At 72.5% G+C, this 18,191-nt stretch carries 14 protein-coding genes; 13 read left to right on the top strand and 1 reads right to left on the bottom strand.

All coding sequences use genetic code 11. The features are described from left to right. Nucleotides 1-105 precede the first annotated feature (105 nt). The 3 genes from QOZ86_RS07765 (at nt 106) to QOZ86_RS07755 (ending at nt 3,658) form a co-directional block, all read left to right on the top strand. Nucleotides 106-1,200, top strand: a complete 1,095-nt coding sequence (locus QOZ86_RS07765; RefSeq protein WP_284491383.1) for a TerC family protein — start codon at nt 106-108, stop codon at nt 1,198-1,200. Between the two features lie 75 nt (nt 1,201-1,275). After that, complete coding sequence (locus QOZ86_RS07760; protein ID WP_284491382.1) at nt 1,276-3,288, top strand: S9 family peptidase; 2,013 nt, start codon at nt 1,276-1,278, stop codon at nt 3,286-3,288. Between the two features lie 88 nt (nt 3,289-3,376). Next, nucleotides 3,377-3,658, top strand: a complete 282-nt coding sequence (locus QOZ86_RS07755) for a hypothetical protein (RefSeq protein WP_284491381.1) — start codon at nt 3,377-3,379, stop codon at nt 3,656-3,658. A gap of 8 nt (nt 3,659-3,666) precedes the next feature. Here QOZ86_RS07755 and QOZ86_RS07750 read toward each other — a convergent pair whose 3' ends face one another. After that, the gene (locus tag QOZ86_RS07750; protein ID WP_284491380.1) at nt 3,667-4,332 is read right to left on the bottom strand and encodes an MBL fold metallo-hydrolase; all 666 of its coding nucleotides are present in this window, start codon (nt 4,330-4,332) and stop codon (nt 3,667-3,669) included. A gap of 47 nt (nt 4,333-4,379) precedes the next feature. Between QOZ86_RS07750 and QOZ86_RS07745 the strand changes: the two genes are divergently transcribed. The 10 genes from QOZ86_RS07745 (at nt 4,380) to tpiA (ending at nt 18,148) form a co-directional block, all read left to right on the top strand. Beyond that, entirely contained in the window at nt 4,380-5,828 is a 1,449-nt protein-coding gene (locus QOZ86_RS07745; protein WP_284491379.1) for an amidase, read from the top strand. Between the two features lie 184 nt (nt 5,829-6,012). Further along, nucleotides 6,013-8,910, top strand: a complete 2,898-nt coding sequence (uvrA, locus tag QOZ86_RS07740; protein WP_284491378.1) for an excinuclease ABC subunit UvrA — start codon at nt 6,013-6,015, stop codon at nt 8,908-8,910. Between the two features lie 250 nt (nt 8,911-9,160). Further along, entirely contained in the window at nt 9,161-9,469 is a 309-nt protein-coding gene (locus QOZ86_RS07735) for a hypothetical protein (protein WP_284491377.1), read from the top strand. A 253-nt stretch (nt 9,470-9,722) separates the two neighbouring features. Continuing rightward, nucleotides 9,723-11,753 carry an excinuclease ABC subunit UvrC gene (gene uvrC, locus QOZ86_RS07730; protein ID WP_284491376.1) on the top strand — a complete coding sequence of 677 codons (2,031 nt, stop codon included), beginning with the start codon at nt 9,723-9,725 and terminating at the stop codon, nt 11,751-11,753. Further along, nucleotides 11,750-12,682 carry an RNase adapter RapZ gene (gene rapZ, locus QOZ86_RS07725; protein WP_284491375.1) on the top strand — a complete coding sequence of 311 codons (933 nt, stop codon included), beginning with the start codon at nt 11,750-11,752 and terminating at the stop codon, nt 12,680-12,682. The genes uvrC and rapZ overlap by 4 nt, the downstream gene beginning before the upstream one ends. Continuing rightward, on the top strand, nt 12,682-13,650 hold the full coding sequence (locus QOZ86_RS07720) for a gluconeogenesis factor YvcK family protein (RefSeq protein ID WP_284491374.1): 969 nt from the start codon (nt 12,682-12,684) through the stop codon (nt 13,648-13,650). Before rapZ ends, QOZ86_RS07720 begins: the two co-directional genes overlap by 1 nt. Nucleotides 13,651-13,784: 134 nt before the next feature. Continuing rightward, nucleotides 13,785-14,765: a DNA-binding protein WhiA gene (gene whiA / locus QOZ86_RS07715; protein WP_284491373.1), complete on the top strand. Its 981-nt coding sequence runs from the start codon at nt 13,785-13,787 to the stop codon at nt 14,763-14,765. A gap of 320 nt (nt 14,766-15,085) precedes the next feature. Further along, on the top strand, nt 15,086-16,090 hold the full coding sequence (gene gap / locus QOZ86_RS07710) for a type I glyceraldehyde-3-phosphate dehydrogenase (protein ID WP_284491372.1): 1,005 nt from the start codon (nt 15,086-15,088) through the stop codon (nt 16,088-16,090). Further along, the gene (locus tag QOZ86_RS07705; RefSeq protein ID WP_284491371.1) at nt 16,090-17,295 is read left to right on the top strand and encodes a phosphoglycerate kinase; all 1,206 of its coding nucleotides are present in this window, start codon (nt 16,090-16,092) and stop codon (nt 17,293-17,295) included. Before gap ends, QOZ86_RS07705 begins: the two co-directional genes overlap by 1 nt. A gap of 1 nt (nt 17,296) precedes the next feature. Next, nucleotides 17,297-18,148: a triose-phosphate isomerase gene (tpiA, locus tag QOZ86_RS07700; RefSeq protein WP_284491370.1), complete on the top strand. Its 852-nt coding sequence runs from the start codon at nt 17,297-17,299 to the stop codon at nt 18,146-18,148. Nucleotides 18,149-18,191 lie beyond the last annotated feature (43 nt).

Raw genomic sequence — 18,191 nt, 5'->3', positions numbered from 1 at the left:
CACGAGGTCCCATGGCCTCCGGTGCTGCTGATCGCAGGCCTCTCGGTCTGCGGTGGGAGAGACCTCCGGTGCTGACACCTGCTTGTCCCCGGAGGACCCCACCGCATGGAGCTACCTGTCTGGTTCGAGATCGCGACGTTCGTGGGGCTCACCGTCCTGCTGCTCGCGGACCTCGCGATCGTCACCCGCCGCCCGCACGAGCCCTCCATGAAGGAGGCGGGGATCTGGGTGAGCTTCTACGTCACCCTGGCCCTGCTCTTCGGGCTCCTCCTGCTCGCGTTCACCAACGGGCAGTACGCGACGGAGTTCTACGCCGGCTGGCTCACCGAGTACTCGCTCTCGGTCGACAACCTGTTCGTCTTCGTGATCATCATGGCCCGCTTCAGGGTGCCCCGGCACCTGCAGCAGGAGGCCCTGATGGTGGGCATCATCATCGCGCTCGTCCTGCGCGGGATCTTCATCCTGCTCGGCGCCGCGCTCATCGCGCGCTTCAACTGGGTCTTCTACTTCTTCGGCGCCTTCCTCATCTACACCGCGGTCAACCTGGTCCGGCACCGCGGTGACGACGAGGACTACGAGGAGAACGCCTTCATCCGCCGGATGCGCAAGGTCCTGCCGATCAGCCAGGACTACCACGGCGCCAAGGTCCGGGTGATGGAGAACGGCAAGAAGGTCTGGACGCCGATGATCATCATCTTCCTCGCCCTGGGGACGACGGACCTGATCTTCGCGCTCGACAGCATCCCGGCGATCTTCGGCCTCACCCGGGAGCCGTTCATCGTGTTCACCGCGAACGTCTTCGCACTGATGGGCCTTCGCCAGCTGTACTTCCTGCTGGGCGGGCTGCTCAAGCGGCTGGTCTACCTGTCGCTGGGCCTGGCGGTCATCCTCGCCTTCATCGGCGTGAAGCTGGTGATGGAGGCGCTGCACGACAACTCGTTGCCGTTCATCAACGGTGGCGAGCCGATCGAGGCGGTGCCGCACATCCCGATCTGGCTGTCGCTGTCGATCATCCTGGGCGTGCTCATCGTCGCCACGGTCGCCAGCCTGCTCAAGACGCGCGGCGACGTGTCCCGCGACGAGCCGGTCATCGAGCCGGAGGAGGCCGAGCAGTTCCACGCCGGAGGCCCCGAGGCCGCCGCGGAGCTCGAGGCGCGGCTCAAGGCCGAGGCGGAGCAGGGCAAGGATCCCCGCCACTGATCCGCCCGATGCCGGCGCCGGTACGTCATCCCGCCCGGGGTGGCGTACCGGCGCCGTCGGCTAGGTTCGGGCGCCATGCGCCCGTCTGACCTCGCGCTGCTGCGCACGCCGGGCGTCCCGGCGGTCTCCCCGGACGGCCGGATCGCGGTCGTGGCCGTGGAGTGGCCCGACCTCGAGGCCGACGAGTACCGCAGCCAGCTGTGGGCGGTGCCCACCGACGGCTCGGCACCCGCCCGGCCGCTCACGTCGGGGCAGCGGGACGCCGACCCGGCGTTCTCCCCGGACGGCCGGTGGCTGGCCTACCTCGGTACCGAGTCCGGGGGACGTCCGCAGATCCGGGTGCTGCCCACGTCCGGCGGCGCTTCACGCCGGCTGACCAGTCACCACCTGGGCGCCGGGGCGCCGGTGTGGTCACCGGACTCCCGCCGGCTCGCCTACGTCGCCCGCGTGCCCGAGCACGGCCGGTACGGCACGGTCGACGGCGTCGACGCCGCCGCCGAGCCGCCGCGCCTGATCACCACGCTGCGCTACCGGCTCGACGGCGTGGGTTTCGTGCGCGACCGGCCGAGCCAGCTGTTCGTGCTGGACCTGCCGGCCGACTTCGCCGACGACACCGCACCGCTGCCCGAGCCGGTGCAGCTCACCACGGGCACGGCTGACTGCGCCGACGTCACGTGGCGCCCGGACGGTGCCGAGCTGGCCTTCGTGGCGGCGACCCACGAGCGCGCGGACCGGGACCTGGTCCGCGACGTGCACGTCGTGCGGCCCGACGGCTCCACTCTCCGCCGCGTCACGGACTCCCGGGCCGGGTGCACCCGACCGGGGTACACCGATGACGGAGCGTTCCTGGTCGTCACCGCGGTCCCCGACCTGGGACCGGAGGGGCTGGACTGCGTCGCCCGGCAGGCGGTGCCCTGCCGGGTGCCCGGAGACGGCGGACCGCTGGTGCCCCTGCTGGATCCGGAGCAGCACCACCGGGGCGACCTCACCGCGGCCACCGTCCTCTCCGACGGTGCGGTGGTGATGGGGGTGGAGCGGCAGGGCGCCGTCGATCTGCTGCGCGTACCGGTGGACGGCGGCCCTCCGGAGACCCTCATCGAAGGACCGTTCACGGTGCGTGGGGTCGCGGCCGCTGCCGGCATCGTCGTCGTCACGGTGGCGCACGACCGCTCGGCCGGTGAGCTGATGGCGATCAGCGACGGCGGCCGGCGGCTGCTCACGGCCTTCGGCCGGGCGCTCGGCGGCAGCGGGCGGCTGCACCGGATGAGAGAGCGCACCGCGACCGCGCCCGACGGGTACCCGGTGCACGGCTGGGTGACGACGCCGCCGGGGCCGGGGCCGCACCCGGTGCTGCTGAGGGTGCACGGGGGGCCGTTCTCCCAGGACGGCTGGACCCTGCTGGACGAGACCCAGGTGCTCGTCTCCGCCGGATATGCCGTCGTGCAGTGCAACCCCCGCGGGTCCTCCGGCTACGGCGCGGCGCACGGTCGCGCCATCCGGCAGGCGTGGGGAGGGCTCGACGCCGACGACGTGCTGGCGTTCCTCGACGCAGCCCTGACCGACCCGGCCCTCGACGGGAGCCGGGTCGGGATCATGGGTGGTTCCTACGGCGGATATCTCGCCACGCTGCTCCTGGGCCGGACCGGCCGGTTCGCCGCCGGCGTCGTGGAGGGGGCGTTCACCGACCCGGTCGGCTTCATGGGGTCGGCCGACATCGGCTGGTACTTCCCGGACCAGCACCTCGGCACCGATCCGGACCGGCTCGCCGCGCAGAGCGCCCTGGCCCGCGTCGAAGCCATCACCACGCCGACCCTGGTCGTCCACTCGGAGGATGACTGTCGCACGCCCCTGGAGCAGGGCCAGCGGCTCTACGTGGACCTCCTCCGCCGGGGCGTCCCGACGGAACTCCTGCTGTTCCCCGGCGAGGGGCACGACCTGTCGCGCACCGGGCGGCCCCGGCACCGGCTGGCCCGGTTCGAGCACGTCCTGCGCTGGTGGGCGCGCTGGTTGCCGACTCCGGGGAACGCCGGGAGCGGCGGGGCCGACCACACGGTGCCGTCCTCGGCAGGCGCGTCGCCGGCCGGCTGAACGCACGTTCCCGCGGCAAACGCCCTCGAAATCGGCGCGGCGCAGGCACAAGGTGTCGAACCGGGGTCGGGGGCCTACCGTGCGCAGGATGGCGCTCATCTACCCGGTCCGACTCGACTCCCCTGAGCCCGACGACGACGCGGCTCCCGACTTCGCCGAGCTCGCCGCCGACCTGTCGGACCACTGGCTGGTCGAGATCGATCTCGGCGAGGACGGTGACGACGCCTGCTTCGGCCCGCTGACCCCGCGGGCGGCCTGGGACCTCGCTCTGGGCGTCGACGAGCGGCAGCCGGACTGGACCGTCTCCGTCCTGCCGCTGCACGTCCCCGGCACGCCCGATGAACTGGTCGCCCTCTTCACCGAGGACTGATCAGCCCCTCACCAGCCGCGCTCGCGCCACTCCGCCAGGTGCGGGCGCTCGGTGCCGATCGTCGTGTCGTCGCCGTGTCCCGGGTAGACCCAGGCGTCGTCCGGCAGGACGGCGAACAGCCGCTGCTCGACGTCGTCGATCAGGCTGGCGAAGTCCTCCGCGGACCAGGTCTTGCCCACGCCGCCGGGGAACAGGCTGTCGCCGGTGAAGACGTGCACGCCCGCGTCGCCGGAGCCCCGCCAGACCAGGGCGATGCTCCCGGGGGTGTGCCCGCGCAGGTGCACCACCTCGAGCGTCTGCTCGCCGACGGCGACGGTGTCCCCGTGCTCGACCGGGCGCTGCACCGGTACCGGCAGGTCGGCGGCGTCGGCCGGGTGCGCCACGGTCACGGCCCCGGTGTCCCGGACGACGTCGGGCAGAGCCCGGTGGTGGTCCCAGTGGCCGTGCGTGGTGATGACGGTGCGCAGGTCGGCGTTCCCCACGAGCGCCCGCACGGCGGCCGGCTCCGCCGCCGCGTCGACCAGCAGGGCCTCGTCCGTCGCGGTGCAGCGGAGCAGGTAGGCGTTGTTGGCCATCTCGCTCACCGCGAGCTTGCTGATCGTCAGGCCGGGGAGGTCCCGCACGTCGGCGGGGCCGCCCACGGTGACGTTCCCGGTGTAGGGAGAGGTGCTCATCCGGACTCCGTTCGGAAAGTGTCGTCGGACGCCGTTACGGTCCTGGCATGGACGCTAGCGGAGGTGTCGGCACGGCTCAGGGCGACCGCGCGAGCCGGGCGGGGGACGGCGCGGGGATCGTCGGCCTGCCGGCCACCGAGATCGCGGCCCGGGTCCGGGCGGGGGAGCTGACGGCGGTCGAGGTCACCCGCGCCCACCTCGCCCACATCGAGGCGGTCGACGCGCGCATCGGCGCGTTCCGGGTGGTGCGGCGCGAGGCCGCGCTGGCCGAGGCGGCGGCCGTGGACGCGAGCCTGACGCGCTTCGCGCTGCCGCTGGCCGGTGTACCGGTGGCGATCAAGGACAACGTCCCGGTGTCGGGCGAGACCTGCACCGACGGCTCGCCCGCCCGCCGGTCCGGGCCCGAGTCGCAGGACCACGAGGTGGTCCGGCGGCTCCGCAAGGCCGGGGCCGTCGTCGTGGGGATCACCCGGGCCCCGGAGCTGTGCCTGTACGCCGCCACCGACGGGCCCGGAACCGTCACCCGGAACCCTTGGGACACCGCGCTCTCCCCGGCCGGGAGCTCCGGCGGCAGCGCCGCCGCGGTGGCCTCCGGCTCGGTGCCCATCGCGCACGGCAACGACGGCATGGGGTCCCTCCGGCTGCCCGCCGCCGCCTGCGGCCTGGTGACGCTGAAGCCCGGGATCGGCGTGGTCCCCGGAGGGATCGGGGCCGATGACTGGTCGAACATGGCGGTCAACGGCGCCCTGGCCACGACGGTGGCCGACCTCGCGGTCGTGCAGGCGGTGCTCGCGGGGGAGCAGCCGGCACCCCCGGCCGACCCCGGGCGGCCGTTGCGGATCGCCGTCAGCACGCGGTCGCCGATGCCGGGCCTCGGCGGCGATGCACCCGTCCGTGCGGCGGTCGACGCGGTGGTCGCCCAGCTCCGGGCGGCCGGGCACACGGTGGTCCGTCGCACGCCGCCGATCACGCCGGGCGCCACCGGCGGTGCGCTGGTCCGCTGGATGGCCGGCGCGGAGGACGACGCGGAGTTCCTCGGGATCGACCGCGCCGACCTGCAGCCGCGGAGCCGCACCCACGCGCGCATGGGCCGGCTGGTGCGTCGGCTCGGGCTCGTGCGGCCGCGGACCCAGGCCCGCTTCCGCGAGCGGATGATCCGGTTCTTCGACGACGTCGACCTGCTGCTGACGCCGGTCACCACGGGGCCGCCCCTGCCGGCGCGGCCCTGGCACGAGCGGTCCTTCCTCGCCAACATCACGGCCAACGCCCGCTGGGCGCCCTGGACGGGCGCCTGGAACCTGGCCGGGATCCCGGCAACGGTGTTGCCGGGCGGAACCCGGCCGGACGGGCCGCCGGTGCCCGTCCAGTTCGTCGGCCCGCCCGGTGCCGAGGGGCTACTACTCTGGATCGCCGGGGAACTGGAGGCCCGGCAGCCGTGGCGCCGGTACGCGCCGGTCTTCGACCCGACGTCACCACCGACGGCTGCCTCCGCCTGACGCTCCGGCGGACGGGCGGCGGTGCGCCGGCGGCGACCGGGCGCAGCTCACACCGCCCGACGGACGACCGCGGGTCGCCGGGGTGTTGCACCCGGTGACCGGCGCCGGACCGTCAGCGGCCGCCGACCACCGCAGCACCGTCACATCCATCAGGTGACATCCACCAGCGACCGACAGGGATCACATGGACCGGCTCGTCGTCCGCGGCGCCCGTGAGCACAATCTCAAGGACGTCCACATCGACCTTCCCCGGGACGCGCTCATCGTCTTCACGGGCCTGTCGGGGTCGGGCAAGTCCAGCCTCGCCTTCGACACGATCTTCGCCGAGGGCCAGCGCCGCTACGTCGAGTCGCTCTCGGCCTACGCCCGCCAGTTCCTCGGCCAGATGGACAAGCCGGACGTCGACTTCATCGAGGGTCTCTCGCCGGCGGTGTCGATCGACCAGAAGTCGACCAACCGCAACCCCCGGTCGACCGTCGGCACGATCACCGAGGTCTACGACTACCTCCGCCTGCTCTACGCGCGCGCCGGCCAGCCGCACTGCCCGAACTGCGGCAAGCCGATCTCCCGGCAGAGCCCGCAGCAGATCGTCGACCAGGTCCTCGCGATGCCGGAGGGCACCCGGTTCCAGGTCCTGGCCCCGGTGGTCCGTGCGCGCAAGGGCGAGTACGTCGACCTGTTCAGCTCGCTGCAGACCCAGGGCTTCTCCCGCGTCCGGGTCGACGGCACCGTGCACCCGCTGACCGAGCCGCCGACGCTCAAGAAGCAGGAGAAGCACAGCATCGAGGTGATCATCGACCGCCTCACGGTGAAGGAGAGCGCCAAGCGCCGGCTCACAGACTCGGTGGAGACCGCACTCGGGCTCGCCGGTGGTCTGGTCGTCCTCGACTTCGTCGACCTGCCCGACGACGACCCGGAGCGCGAGCGCACCTTCTCCGAGCACCTCGCCTGCGTGGACGACGGGCTGTCCTTCGAGGCGCTGGAGCCGCGGTCGTTCTCCTTCAACTCGCCGTTCGGCGCGTGTGGCGAGTGCACCGGCATCGGCACCCGCAAGGAGGTCGACCCCGAGCTCGTCGTCCCGGACCCGGGGAAGAGCCTCGGCCAGGGCGCGATCGCGCCGTGGTCGAGTTCGATGAGCAACGAGTACTTCACCCGGCTGCTCACGGGGCTGTCGCAGCAGATCGGCTTCTCCATGGACGACCCGTGGGAGCGGCTGCCGGCCAAGGTGCAGAAGGCGATCCTGCACGGCTCGCCCGACCAGGTGCACGTCCGCTACAAGAACCGCTACGGCCGCGAACGCAGCTACTACGCCGCGTTCGAGGGCGTCCTGCCGTTCCTCGAGCGCCGGCACGACGACACCGACAGCGAGTACATGCGGGACAAGTACGAGGGCTACATGCGCGACGTCCCCTGTCCCGTCTGCCACGGGACCCGGCTGAAGCCGGAGATCCTCGCGGTGAAGCTGAACGGCCGGTCGATCGCCGAGGTCACGAACCTGTCGATCGGCGAGGCGTCGCAGTGGCTCGGTGCCCTGGAGCTGGGGGAACGGGAGAAGGCGATCGCCGACCGCGTCCTCCGCGAGATCCAGGCCCGGCTGTCCTTCCTGGTCGACGTCGGCCTGGACTACCTCTCGCTCGACCGGCCGGCAGCCACCCTCGCCGGCGGCGAGGCGCAGCGCATCCGCCTGGCCACGCAGATCGGCTCGGGCCTGGTCGGCGTCCTCTACGTGCTCGACGAGCCGTCGATCGGCCTGCACCAGCGGGACAACACCCGGCTGATCGAGACCCTCGTCCGGCTGCGGGACATGGGCAACACGCTCATCGTCGTCGAGCACGACGAGGACACGATCAAGACCGCCGACTGGGTCGTCGACATCGGCCCGGGTGCCGGTGAGCACGGCGGCGAGGTCGTCGTCAGCGGCACCGTCGAGGACCTGCTGGCCAGCGAGCGGTCGATCACCGGCGCCTACCTCTCCGGCCGGATGGAGATCGCCGTGCCGCAGAAGCGGCGCGTGCCGGAGACGGGACGCGAGCTGGTGGTGAAGGGCGCCCGCGAGAACAACCTGCGCGGCATCGACGTCGCTTTCCCGCTGGGCTGCCTGGTGGCGGTCACCGGTGTCTCGGGGTCGGGCAAGTCGACGCTGGTGAACGACATCCTCTACACGACGCTGGCCAACCAGCTGAACCGGGCCCGGCAGGTGGCGGGGCGGCACCGGACCGTCACCGGCCTGGAGCACCTGGACAAGGTCGTGCACGTCGACCAGTCGCCGATCGGCCGCACGCCACGGTCCAACCCGGCGACCTACACCGGGGTGTGGGACCACGTGCGCAAGCTCTTCGCCCAGACGACGGAGGCGAAGGTCCGCGGCTACCTGCCCGGGCGGTTCTCCTTCAACGTCAAGGGCGGCCGCTGCGAGGCCTGTTCGGGCGACGGCACGCTGAAGATCGAGATGAACTTCCTGCCCGACGTCTACGTGCCCTGCGAGGTGTGCAAGGGGGCCCGGTTCAACCGGGAGACCCTCGAGGTCCACTACAAGGGCAAGACGGTGGCCGAGGTCCTGGACATGCCGATCGAGGAGGCCGCCGACTTCTTCGCCGCCATCCCGGCGATCGCCCGGTACCTCCGCACGCTGACCGACGTCGGCCTCGGCTACGTGCGGCTGGGCCAGCCGGCGACGACGCTTTCCGGTGGTGAGGCGCAGCGGGTCAAGCTCGCCAGCGAGCTGCAGAAGCGGTCCAACGGCCGGAGCATCTACGTCCTCGACGAGCCGACCACCGGTCTGCACTTCGAGGACATCCGCAAGCTGCTGCTGGTGCTGCAGGGGTTGGTCGACAAGGGCAACTCCGTGATCGTCATCGAGCACAACCTCGACGTCATCAAGAGCGCCGACTGGCTCATCGACATGGGGCCCGAGGGTGGCTTCCGCGGTGGCGCAGTGGTTGCGCAGGGATCGCCGGAGTTCGTCGCCTCGGTGCAGGAGAGCCACACCGGGCGGTACCTCGTCCCGCTGCTCGAGGCCGACGCCATCGCCGCCGCAGCGGCCGGTCCGGCGCCGAAGCGGGTCCGCAAGAAGGCCAGCTGACCGACCGGCGTCCGACGACGGCCCGTGCCTCCCCATCGGAGGTGCGGGCCGTCGCCGTGTGGGCGGCCGCGTCAGGGGAGGTGCGGTGGTACGGGTGGGACCCGTGGTGGTCGGGAACGGCGCTGGCGTGCGACCCGCGGCGGGGCCCGTCGAAGGTCATCAGGCCGGAAGCTTGTGAGACATGTCACGAGGGCGTACCGTGTGTGTGATCGACATCACTGGGACGTCCTGTGTCCCCGAGGAGGCCGCGATGAGCGCACTCACGCCCGACTGTGACCCGGACATGAGCCACTGTGGGCAGCCATGGCAGGGGAAGAGCAGGCCCGGGTCGGGTATCGTCTCCGCCGCCGTGCTGGTCGGGCTCCTCGGCGTCGCACTGCTGGTCGTGACCAAGGACGTGGTGTCCGACGCGTTCGACTTCGTCGCCGTCCCCGTGGGCGTTCTCGCGGCCGTGGCGCTCACCCGCCGTGTCGTCCGCCTGGCCGCCCACGGCGCCTCCGCCGTCGCCGCGCGCATGCCCACGGCCGTCGCGGTGCGGCGCTCCCAGCCCGTGGGCTGACGTACAGCACTTCCTCGGAGCGACGTCCTGACGGGGCCCGATGGGCCCCGTCAGAGGCATGTGCACGCCCCGATGTCACGTGCCACGGCCTGGTGGGACGGTCGGTGCGATGGCGTGGTGCGGCAGCGCTCGCCGGCTGCTGCGCCTCGTGGCGGATGGCGCTCCAGGACGGTGTGATCGACTCGACGAGTCGATTCCGGACGCCCGGTGTCCGTCGTGCAGCCGTGTCGGTACGGCGACTTAGGGTGGAGGCATGGCCGACCCGTCCACGTACCGCCCAGCGGTCGGTTCCATCCCCGAGAGCCCGGGGGTCTACAAGTTCCGCGACCCCCACGGCCGGGTCGTCTACGTGGGCAAGGCGAAGAGCCTGCGCCAGCGGCTCAACAGCTACTTCGCCGACGTCGCGGGCCTGCACCCCCGCACCCGGCAGATGGTGACGACGGCGTCGAGCGTCGAGTGGACCGTCGTGGGCACCGAGGTGGAGGCGCTGCAGCTCGAGTACAACTGGATCAAGGAGTTCGATCCCCGGTTCAACGTCCGCTACCGGGACGACAAGAGCTACCCGTCGCTCGCCGTGACGTTGAGCGAGGAGTATCCGCGGCTGCAGGTGATGCGCGGGCCCAAGAAGAAGGGCGTCCGGTACTTCGGTCCCTACGCCCACGCCTGGGCGATCCGGGAGACCGTCGACACCCTCACCCGCGTCTTCCCGGCTCGCACCTGCTCCAACGGTGTCTTCAAGCGGGCCGGGCAGATCGGCCGGCCGTGCCTGCTCGGCTACATCGGCAAGTGCGCCGCACCCTGCGTCGACCGGGTCAGTGCCCAGGAGCACCGGAAGATCGTCGACGACTTCTGCGACTTCATGGCCGGCCGCACCGACACGATGCTCCGTCGCCTCGAGCAGGAGATGGCCGCCGCCGCGGAGACGATGGAGTACGAGAGGGCCGCACGGCTGCGCGACGACATCGGTGCGCTGAAGCGAGCCATGGAGAAGCAGGCCGTGGTCCTCGGCGACGGCACCGACGCCGACGTCGTCGCCTTCGCGCAGGACGAGCTGGAGGCCGCGGTCCAGGTCTTCCACGTCCGCGGAGGCCGGGTGCGCGGGCAGCGCGGCTGGATCATCGACAAGGTCGAGGAGCTCACCACCGGCCAGCTGGTGGAGCAGTTCCTCCTGCAGGTGTACGGGGGCGTCGACGAGCAGACCGGCGTCGGTGAGGCGGGGGAGGCCGTGCCGCGCGAGGTCCTGGTCCCGAAGCTACCGGAGGACGCCGACGTCTACGTCGAGCTGCTGGAGGAGCTGCGCGGCGGCCGGGTCTCCCTGCGCGTGCCCCAGCGCGGCGACAAGCGCAGCCTGATGGAGACCGTGGAGCGCAACGCCAAGGAAGCGTTCGCCCGGCACCGCGTGAAGCGCTCCAGCGACCTCACCGCCCGGTCGCTGGCCCTCTCGGAGCTGCAGGAGGCCCTCGAGCTGCCCGATGCCCCGCTCCGCATCGAGTGCATCGACATCAGCCACGTCCAGGGTACGAACGTGGTGGCCAGCATGGTGGTCTTCGAGGACGGCCTGGCCAAGAAGTCCGACTACCGCCGGTTCTCCGTCACCGAGGGCACGGACGACACCGCCGCGATGGCCGAGGTGGTGCGCCGCCGGTTCGCCCGGCACCTCAAGGACGAGCAGGATCGCCGCGACGAGCAGGGCGTCGCGGCGGAGGAGGGGCGGCCGCGCCGGTTCGCGTACCCGCCGAACCTGCTCGTCGTCGACGGCGGCGCCCCGCAGGTCGCCGCGGCCGCCCGGTCGCTCGACGAGCTGGGGATCGTCGACGTCGCCGTCTGCGGCCTGGCCAAGCGCATGGAGGAGGTGTGGCTGCCGGGGGAGAGCGACCCGGTGATCCTCCCGCGCACGTCCGAGGCGCTGTACCTGCTGCAGCGGGTGCGCGACGAGGCCCACCGCTTCGCCATCACCTATCACCGGCAGAAGCGCTCCACCGGCATGCTGGTCTCCTTGCTGGACGACGTCCCGGGCCTCGGTGAGGCCCGGCGGAAGGCGCTGATGAAGCAGTTCGGATCGCTCAAGCGGCTGCGCGCGGCCACCGTGGAGGAGCTCATGGCGGTGCCCGGCATCGGTAGGCGGACGGCGGAGGCGGTGCAAGCGGCGGTCGCCGAGCCGTCCGGCACCCCGGAGGGCGGCGAGCCCGTCGAGACGGCTCTCGCGCCGCAGGGCCCCGCCCAGCAGGGTGCCCCGCGCCCCGGTTCGGGTGACACCGCCGAGGTGGGCCGGGTGGCTTCGTGACGTCCCGGACCGACGCCGTGGGGTCACAGAACGGTCGGTCCCCGGCCATCGACCCGGCGAGCACCGAGACGCCGCCGCTGGACGTCGTCGTCGTCACCGGCCTGTCGGGGTCCGGGAAGAACAGCGCGGGCCGCGTGCTCGAAGACCTCGGCTGGTTCGTCGTCGACAACCTGCCACCGGCGCTGCTGCTCCCCATGGTGGAGCTCGGCGCGCGCGGCGACCTGCGCCGGTTCGCCGCCGTCGTCGACGTGCGCAGCAGGGCCTTCTCCAGCGACCTGCAGGAGGCCATCCGGGTGCTGTCCGACGCCGGGCACCGGCCGCGGGTGGTCTACGTGCACGCCCGCGACGAGGTGCTGGTCCGCCGGTACGAGTCGAACCGCCGCGAGCACCCGCTCCAGGGCAACGGCACGCTGATCGACGGGATCACCGCAGAGCGGGCGCTGCTGACCGGCATCGCCGGCGAGGCGGACCTGTGGGTGGACACCAGCGACCTCAACGTCCACCAGTTGCGGGCGACGCTCGAGAACGCCTTCGCGCGGGCGGGCAGCACCCCGCCCCTGACCGCCACGGTGATGAGCTTCGGCTTCAAGTACGGCCTGCCGCTGGACGCCGACCTGGTGGTCGACGCCCGCTTCCTGCCCAACCCGCACTGGATCCCCGAGCTGCGGTCGCACACCGGCCGCGACGCCGACGTCCGTGACTACGTGCTCGGGCAGGACGCCGCCGCCGACTTCCTCGACCGGTACACCGAGGTCCTGCGACTGCTCATCCCGGGCTACCGGCGGGAGGGGAAGCGGTACCTGACGCTGGCGGTCGGCTGCACCGGCGGAAAGCACCGCAGCGTGGCGATCGCCGAGGAGTTCGCCCGCAGGCTCGGGGACGAGGGGATCGCCGCCGTCGCCCGTCACCGTGACCTGGGCCGCGAGTAGTGGGCGGCGCACCGGTCCCGCGGCGCGCGCCGCGGGTGGTGGCGTTCGGCGGCGGACACGGCCTGGCCGCGGCGCTGGCGGCCTGGCGACGGATCACCCCCGAGCTCACGGCGGTGGTGACAGTCGCCGACGACGGCGGCTCGTCCGGGCGGATCCGCCGGGAGATGCCCGTGCTGCCCCCCGGCGACCTGCGGATGGCGCTGGCCGCACTGGCAGGTGACGGGGAACGCGAGCAGACCCTCGCCGACCTGTTCCAGCACCGCTTCGGCGGCAGCGGCGTCCTGGCCGGACACCCCGTGGGGAACCTGCTCCTGACCGGTCTCGCGGAGATGCACGGCGGCGACACGGTGCGGGCGCTGGACGAGCTGGCCGCGCTGATCGGCGCGCGTGGCCGGGTGCTGCCCATGGCCGACGAGCCGCTCGACCTCGTCGCCCGCGTGGAGACCGCCGACCCGGACGACCCCGCCCGGGTGCGCACCATCCGCGGCCAGGTCGCCATCGCGGCCACCCCGGGCCGGGTGTGCGAGATCCGCATCGCGCCGGCCGATCCCGCCGTCCACCCGGCGGTGCTGGAGGCCATCGAGCAGGCCGACGTCGTCTCGCTCGGTCCCGGCTCCTGGTACACCTCGGTGCTGCCGCACCTGCTGGTGCCCCAGCTCCGCGCCGCCCTGGCCGCCACGGAGGCGCAGGTGGTCGTGGTGCTGAACCTCGAGCCGCAACCCGGTGAGACGGACGGCTTCTCCCCGGAGGAACATCTCTCCGTGCTGCAGGCCCATCTGGACGGAGTGGCGTTGCACACCGTGATCGCGGACGTGGAGGCGGTTGTTGACCGCCGTGGTCTCCTGGAGGCTGTCCGCGGGTGCGGTGCCGAGCTGCTGCTGGCGTCGGTCGCCGAGCCGGACGGCGCACCCCGGCACGACCCCGTGCGACTGTCCGCGGCCCTGGCCTCGGTGGTCGGCCTGCGGTGAACGAATAGGAGTGTCCGTGCGGGTACCGGGTGGATGGCCGTCTGGCCGGCACGAGGGGGAAAGGGGACGGCGTACATGACGCTGACCCGAGCTGCGGGCGCAGGACGTCCCGGGGGAACGTGGGGGTGGACAGCATGGCGATGACCGCCATGGTGAAGGACGAGCTCTCCAGGGTTGAGTGCACGAAGACTTCGGAGCGCAAGGCCGAGGTGACCGCTCTGCTGCGGTTCTCCGGTGGCCTGCACATCGTCGGTGGGCGGGTGGTCATCGAGGCGGAGCTGGACACCGGGTCGGTGGCCCGGCGACTGCGCCGGGACATCAGCGAGGTGTACGGCTACACCAGCGGGGTGAGCGTCCTGGCCGGCGGCAACATCCGCCGCGGCGTGCGGTACCTCGTGCGCATCGCGAAGCACGGCGAGGGTCTCGCCCGGCAGACCGGTCTGGTGGACCAGCGCGGGCGCCCGGTGCGCGGGCTGCCCCCGTCGGTCGTGTCGGGCAGCCTCAACGACGCCGAGGCGGCCTGGCGTGGCGCCTTCCTGGCGCACGGCTCGCTGACCGAGCCCGGTCGCTCCTCGTCGCTGGAGGTGACCTGCCCGGGGCCGGAAGCGGCCATGGCGCTGGTCGGCGCCGCCCGGCGCCTGGGCATCCCGGCCAAGGCCCGGGAGGTGCGCGGCATCGACCGGGTCGTCATCCGCGACGGCGAGGCGATCAGCCAGCTGCTCACCCGGATGGGCGCCCACGACGCGGTGCTGGCCTGGGAGGAGCGGCGGATGCGCCGCGAGGTCCGGGCGACCGCCAACCGGCTGGCCAACTTCGACGACGCGAACCTGCGCCGCTCCGCACGGGCCGCCGTGGCCGCCAGTGCCCGGGTCGAGCGGGCGCTGGAGATCCTCGGCGAGGACGCCCCGGAGCACCTGCTGGTCGCCGGCCGGCTCCGGCTCGAGTTCGGCCAGGCGTCGCTGGAGGAGCTCGGGCAGCGCGCCGACCCCCCGATGACCAAGGACGCCGTCGCCGGCCGGATCCGGCGGCTGCTGGCGATGGCCGACAAGCGGGCCAAGGACCTCGGCATCCCCGACACGGAATCCGTCGTCACCGACGACATGCTGGCCCAGTAGCGGCTCGCACTCGCCGGGCAGCACTCGGCCATTTCGTCGACAGGTCCGTCGCCCTCTGGGGTGGCGGGCCTGTCGACGTGCAGGCGCCGGCCCGCACCCCGGCGTCCTGGCTCACCTGACGGGGTCCTGGCTCACCGTCGACGCCGAGCCAGGACCCTTGATGATCACCTGGCCTGATCTTCGAGGGGTCGGAGGCCGGGGGTGGTCGCCCGAACGGGCGACCAGGAGCCGGTGCGGAGCCGGACCGATAGGGTCTGGCGGAGCGAGGCCGTGCGACGCGTGCGGCCGGCGAACGTGACGTTTTCCATGGGAGGTCTGCAGTGACGGTCCGGGTAGGCATCAACGGGTTCGGCCGGATCGGCCGCAACTTCTGGCGGGCCGTCGCCGCCAGCGGTCAGGACATCGAGATCGTGGCGGTCAACGACCTCACCAGCAACGAGGCACTCGCCCACCTGCTCAAGTACGACAGCATCCTGGGCCGGCTCCCGCAGGACGTCGTGGCCGACGGCGACGGCATCACCATCGGCGGCACCAAGATGAAGGTGCTCTCCGAGCGTGACCCGGCGAACCTGCCCTGGGCCGACCTGGGCGTCGACGTCGTCGTGGAGTCCACCGGCTTCTTCACCAAGGCCGCCGACGCGCGCAAGCACGTCGACGCCGGTGGCGCCAAGAAGGTCATCATCTCCGCGCCCGCCACCGACGACGACATCACGATCGTCATGGGCGTCAACGACGACCTGTACGACGGCTCCCAGACCGTCATCAGCAACGCGTCGTGCACCACGAACTGCCTGGCCCCGCTGGCCAAGGTCCTCAACGACGCCTTCGGCATCGAGCGCGGCCTGATGACCACGATCCACGCCTACACCGCCGACCAGAACCTGCAGGACGGTCCGCACAAGGACCTCCGCCGGGCCCGCGGCGCGGCGCTGAACATGGTGCCGACCTCCACCGGTGCCGCGAAGGCCATCGGCCTCGTGCTGCCCGAGCTCAAGGGCAAGCTCGACGGCTACGCCATCCGCGTCCCCGTGCCGACCGGCTCGGCGACCGACCTCACCGTGCAGCTCAAGCGCGAGGCGACGGCCGACGAGATCGACGCCGCCTACCGCGAGGCCGCCGCCGGCCCGCTCGGCAAGTACCTCACGTACACCTCCGACGAGATCGTGTCCTCGGACATCGTCACCGACCCGTCGTCCTGCATCTACGACGCGAAGCTGACCAAGGTGTTCGGGCCCATGGCCAAGGTGCTCGGCTGGTACGACAACGAGTGGGGCTACTCCAACCGCCTCGTCGACCTCACCGCCCTGGTGGGCTCGAAGCTCTGATGCGCTCCGTCGACGACCTCATCGCCGAGGGCGTCTCAGGTCGGCGCGTGCTCCTGCGCGCCGACCTGAACGTCCCGCTCGACAAGTCCACCGGCGCCATCACGGATGACGGCCGGATCCGCGCCAGCCTGCCCACCCTGCAGGCGCTGCGCGACGCCGGTGCACGGGTGATCGTGGCCGCGCACCTCGGCCGGCCGAAGGGCACGCCGGACCCGCAGTTCTCCCTGGCGCCGGTCGCCGCGCGACTCGGTGAGCTGCTGGGGACGGCGGTGCCGCTGGCCGCCGACGTCGCCGGTGACGACGCCCGGGCCAAGGCCGCCGCCCTCGGCGAGGGTGACGTGCTCCTGCTGGAGAACGTCCGTTTCGAGGCGGCCGAGACGTCGAAGGACGACGCCGAGCGCGGCGAGCTGGCCGATCGGTTGGCCGCCCTGGCCGACCTCTACGTCGACGATGCGTTCGGTGCGGTGCACCGGAAGCACGCCTCGGTGTTCGACGTCGCCGAGCGGCTGCCGCACGCCGCCGGGCGGCTGGTCGCTCGTGAGCTGGAGGTGCTCACCCGGCTCACCCAGGACCCCGACCGGCCGTACGTGGTCGTCCTGGGCGGCTCGAAGGTGAGCGACAAGCTGGCCGTCATCGAGGCGCTGCTGCCCAAGGTGGACCGGCTGCTCGTCGGCGGCGGGATGTGCTTCACGTTCCTCGCCGCCCAGGGACACGGCGTGGGCGGCTCGCTGCTGGAGGCCGACCAGGTGGACACCTGCCGCCGGTTGCTCGCCGAGGCGGGGGACCGCATCGTGCTGCCGGTGGACGTCATCGCCGCCACGGCGTTCAGCGCTGACGCGGAGACCAGCGTGGTCCCGGTGGAGGAGATCCCCGACGGCCGGATGGGACTGGATGTGGGCCCGCGCACCGTCGAGCTGTTCGGCGCCACCCTGGGCGATGCGCGGACCGTGTTCTGGAACGGGCCCATGGGCGTCTTCGAACTGGCGCCGTTCCAGGCCGGTACGCGGGGCGTGGCCCAGGCCGTCGGCGCCGTCGACGGGCTCTCCGTGGTCGGCGGTGGCGACTCCGCGGCCGCGGTGCGGGTCCTGGGTCTCGACGAGGACGCCTACGGCCACATCAGCACCGGTGGTGGCGCATCCCTGGAGTACCTGGAGGGCCGGCAGCTGCCGGGCCTCGCGGTGCTGGCCGGCCGAGCGGGGGAGTGAGATGGCACGCAGCGACCGTTCCCGGGCCCGGGAGGGTCGCCGGCCGTTGATCGCCGGCAACTGGAAGATGCACATGACCCACCTGGAGGCCATCGGCCTGGTCCAGAAGGTGGTGTTCTCGCTCAAGGAGAAGGATCTCGACACCGCCGAGGTCGTCGTCCTGCCGCCGTTCACGGCGCTGCGCAGCGTGCAGACGCTGGTCACCGGCGACAAGCTGGGCATCGGCTACGGCGCGCAGGACCTCGCAGCAGCGGACTCCGGCGCCTACACCGGTGAGGTCAGCGGCGGGATGCTCAGCGCCCTGGCCTGCAGCTACGTCGCGGTCGGTCACTCGGAGCGCCGGGCGCTGAGCGGCGAGGACGACGTCGTCGTCGCCGCCAAGGTGAATGCGGCGCTGCGCCACGGCATCGTGCCGATCCTCTGCGTGGGGGAGGGGCTCGACGTCCGCCGGGCGGGCACGCACGTCGCGCACTGCACCGGCCAGCTCGACGCCGCGCTCGAGGGGCTGACCGCCGAGCGGCTGACCGCGCCGGGCGACGGCACGGGGAGTGGTGCGGGCGCGGGCGGTCGGCTCGTCGTCGCCTACGAGCCGGTGTGGGCGATCGGCACCGGCGAGGTGGCCACCCCCGAGGACGCGCAGGAGGTCTGCGGTGCCCTGCGGGCACGGCTCGCCGAGCGCTTCGGCACCGAGACGGCTCAGTCCGTCCGTATCCTCTACGGCGGGTCGGTGAAGGCCGCCAACACAGCCGGGATCCTGGCCGGGGCGGACATCGACGGCGCGCTCGTCGGCGGTGCCAGCCTGGACGCCGACGAGTTCGCCCAGATCTGTCGGATCGCCGCCGGCGGTAGCTGAACCCTGCTGCCCGCCCCGGCCGGACACGCGTGGAGGCAGGCAG

Origin of the sequence: Blastococcus capsensis (assembly GCF_030165005.1) — a bacterium.
GTDB lineage: Bacteria > Actinomycetota > Actinomycetes > Mycobacteriales > Geodermatophilaceae > Blastococcus > Blastococcus capsensis.
Note: the sequence above shows the minus strand (reverse complement) of the source record. Positions and strands in the feature narration are given on the sequence as shown.

Coding starts and splice junctions, on each gene's coding strand:
- whiA (WP_284491373.1), top strand. CDS start 13,785: ATGGCGATGACCGCCATGGTGAAGGACGAGCTCTCCAGGGTTGAGTGC.
- QOZ86_RS07750 (WP_284491380.1), bottom strand. CDS start 4,332: ATGAGCACCTCTCCCTACACCGGGAACGTCACCGTGGGCGGCCCCGCC.
- QOZ86_RS07755 (WP_284491381.1), top strand. CDS start 3,377: ATGGCGCTCATCTACCCGGTCCGACTCGACTCCCCTGAGCCCGACGAC.
- uvrC (WP_284491376.1), top strand. CDS start 9,723: ATGGCCGACCCGTCCACGTACCGCCCAGCGGTCGGTTCCATCCCCGAG.
- QOZ86_RS07760 (WP_284491382.1), top strand. CDS start 1,276: ATGCGCCCGTCTGACCTCGCGCTGCTGCGCACGCCGGGCGTCCCGGCG.
- QOZ86_RS07705 (WP_284491371.1), top strand. CDS start 16,090: ATGCGCTCCGTCGACGACCTCATCGCCGAGGGCGTCTCAGGTCGGCGC.
- QOZ86_RS07745 (WP_284491379.1), top strand. CDS start 4,380: ATGGACGCTAGCGGAGGTGTCGGCACGGCTCAGGGCGACCGCGCGAGC.
- QOZ86_RS07765 (WP_284491383.1), top strand. CDS start 106: ATGGAGCTACCTGTCTGGTTCGAGATCGCGACGTTCGTGGGGCTCACC.
- QOZ86_RS07735 (WP_284491377.1), top strand. CDS start 9,161: ATGAGCGCACTCACGCCCGACTGTGACCCGGACATGAGCCACTGTGGG.
- tpiA (WP_284491370.1), top strand. CDS start 17,297: ATGGCACGCAGCGACCGTTCCCGGGCCCGGGAGGGTCGCCGGCCGTTG.
- uvrA (WP_284491378.1), top strand. CDS start 6,013: ATGGACCGGCTCGTCGTCCGCGGCGCCCGTGAGCACAATCTCAAGGAC.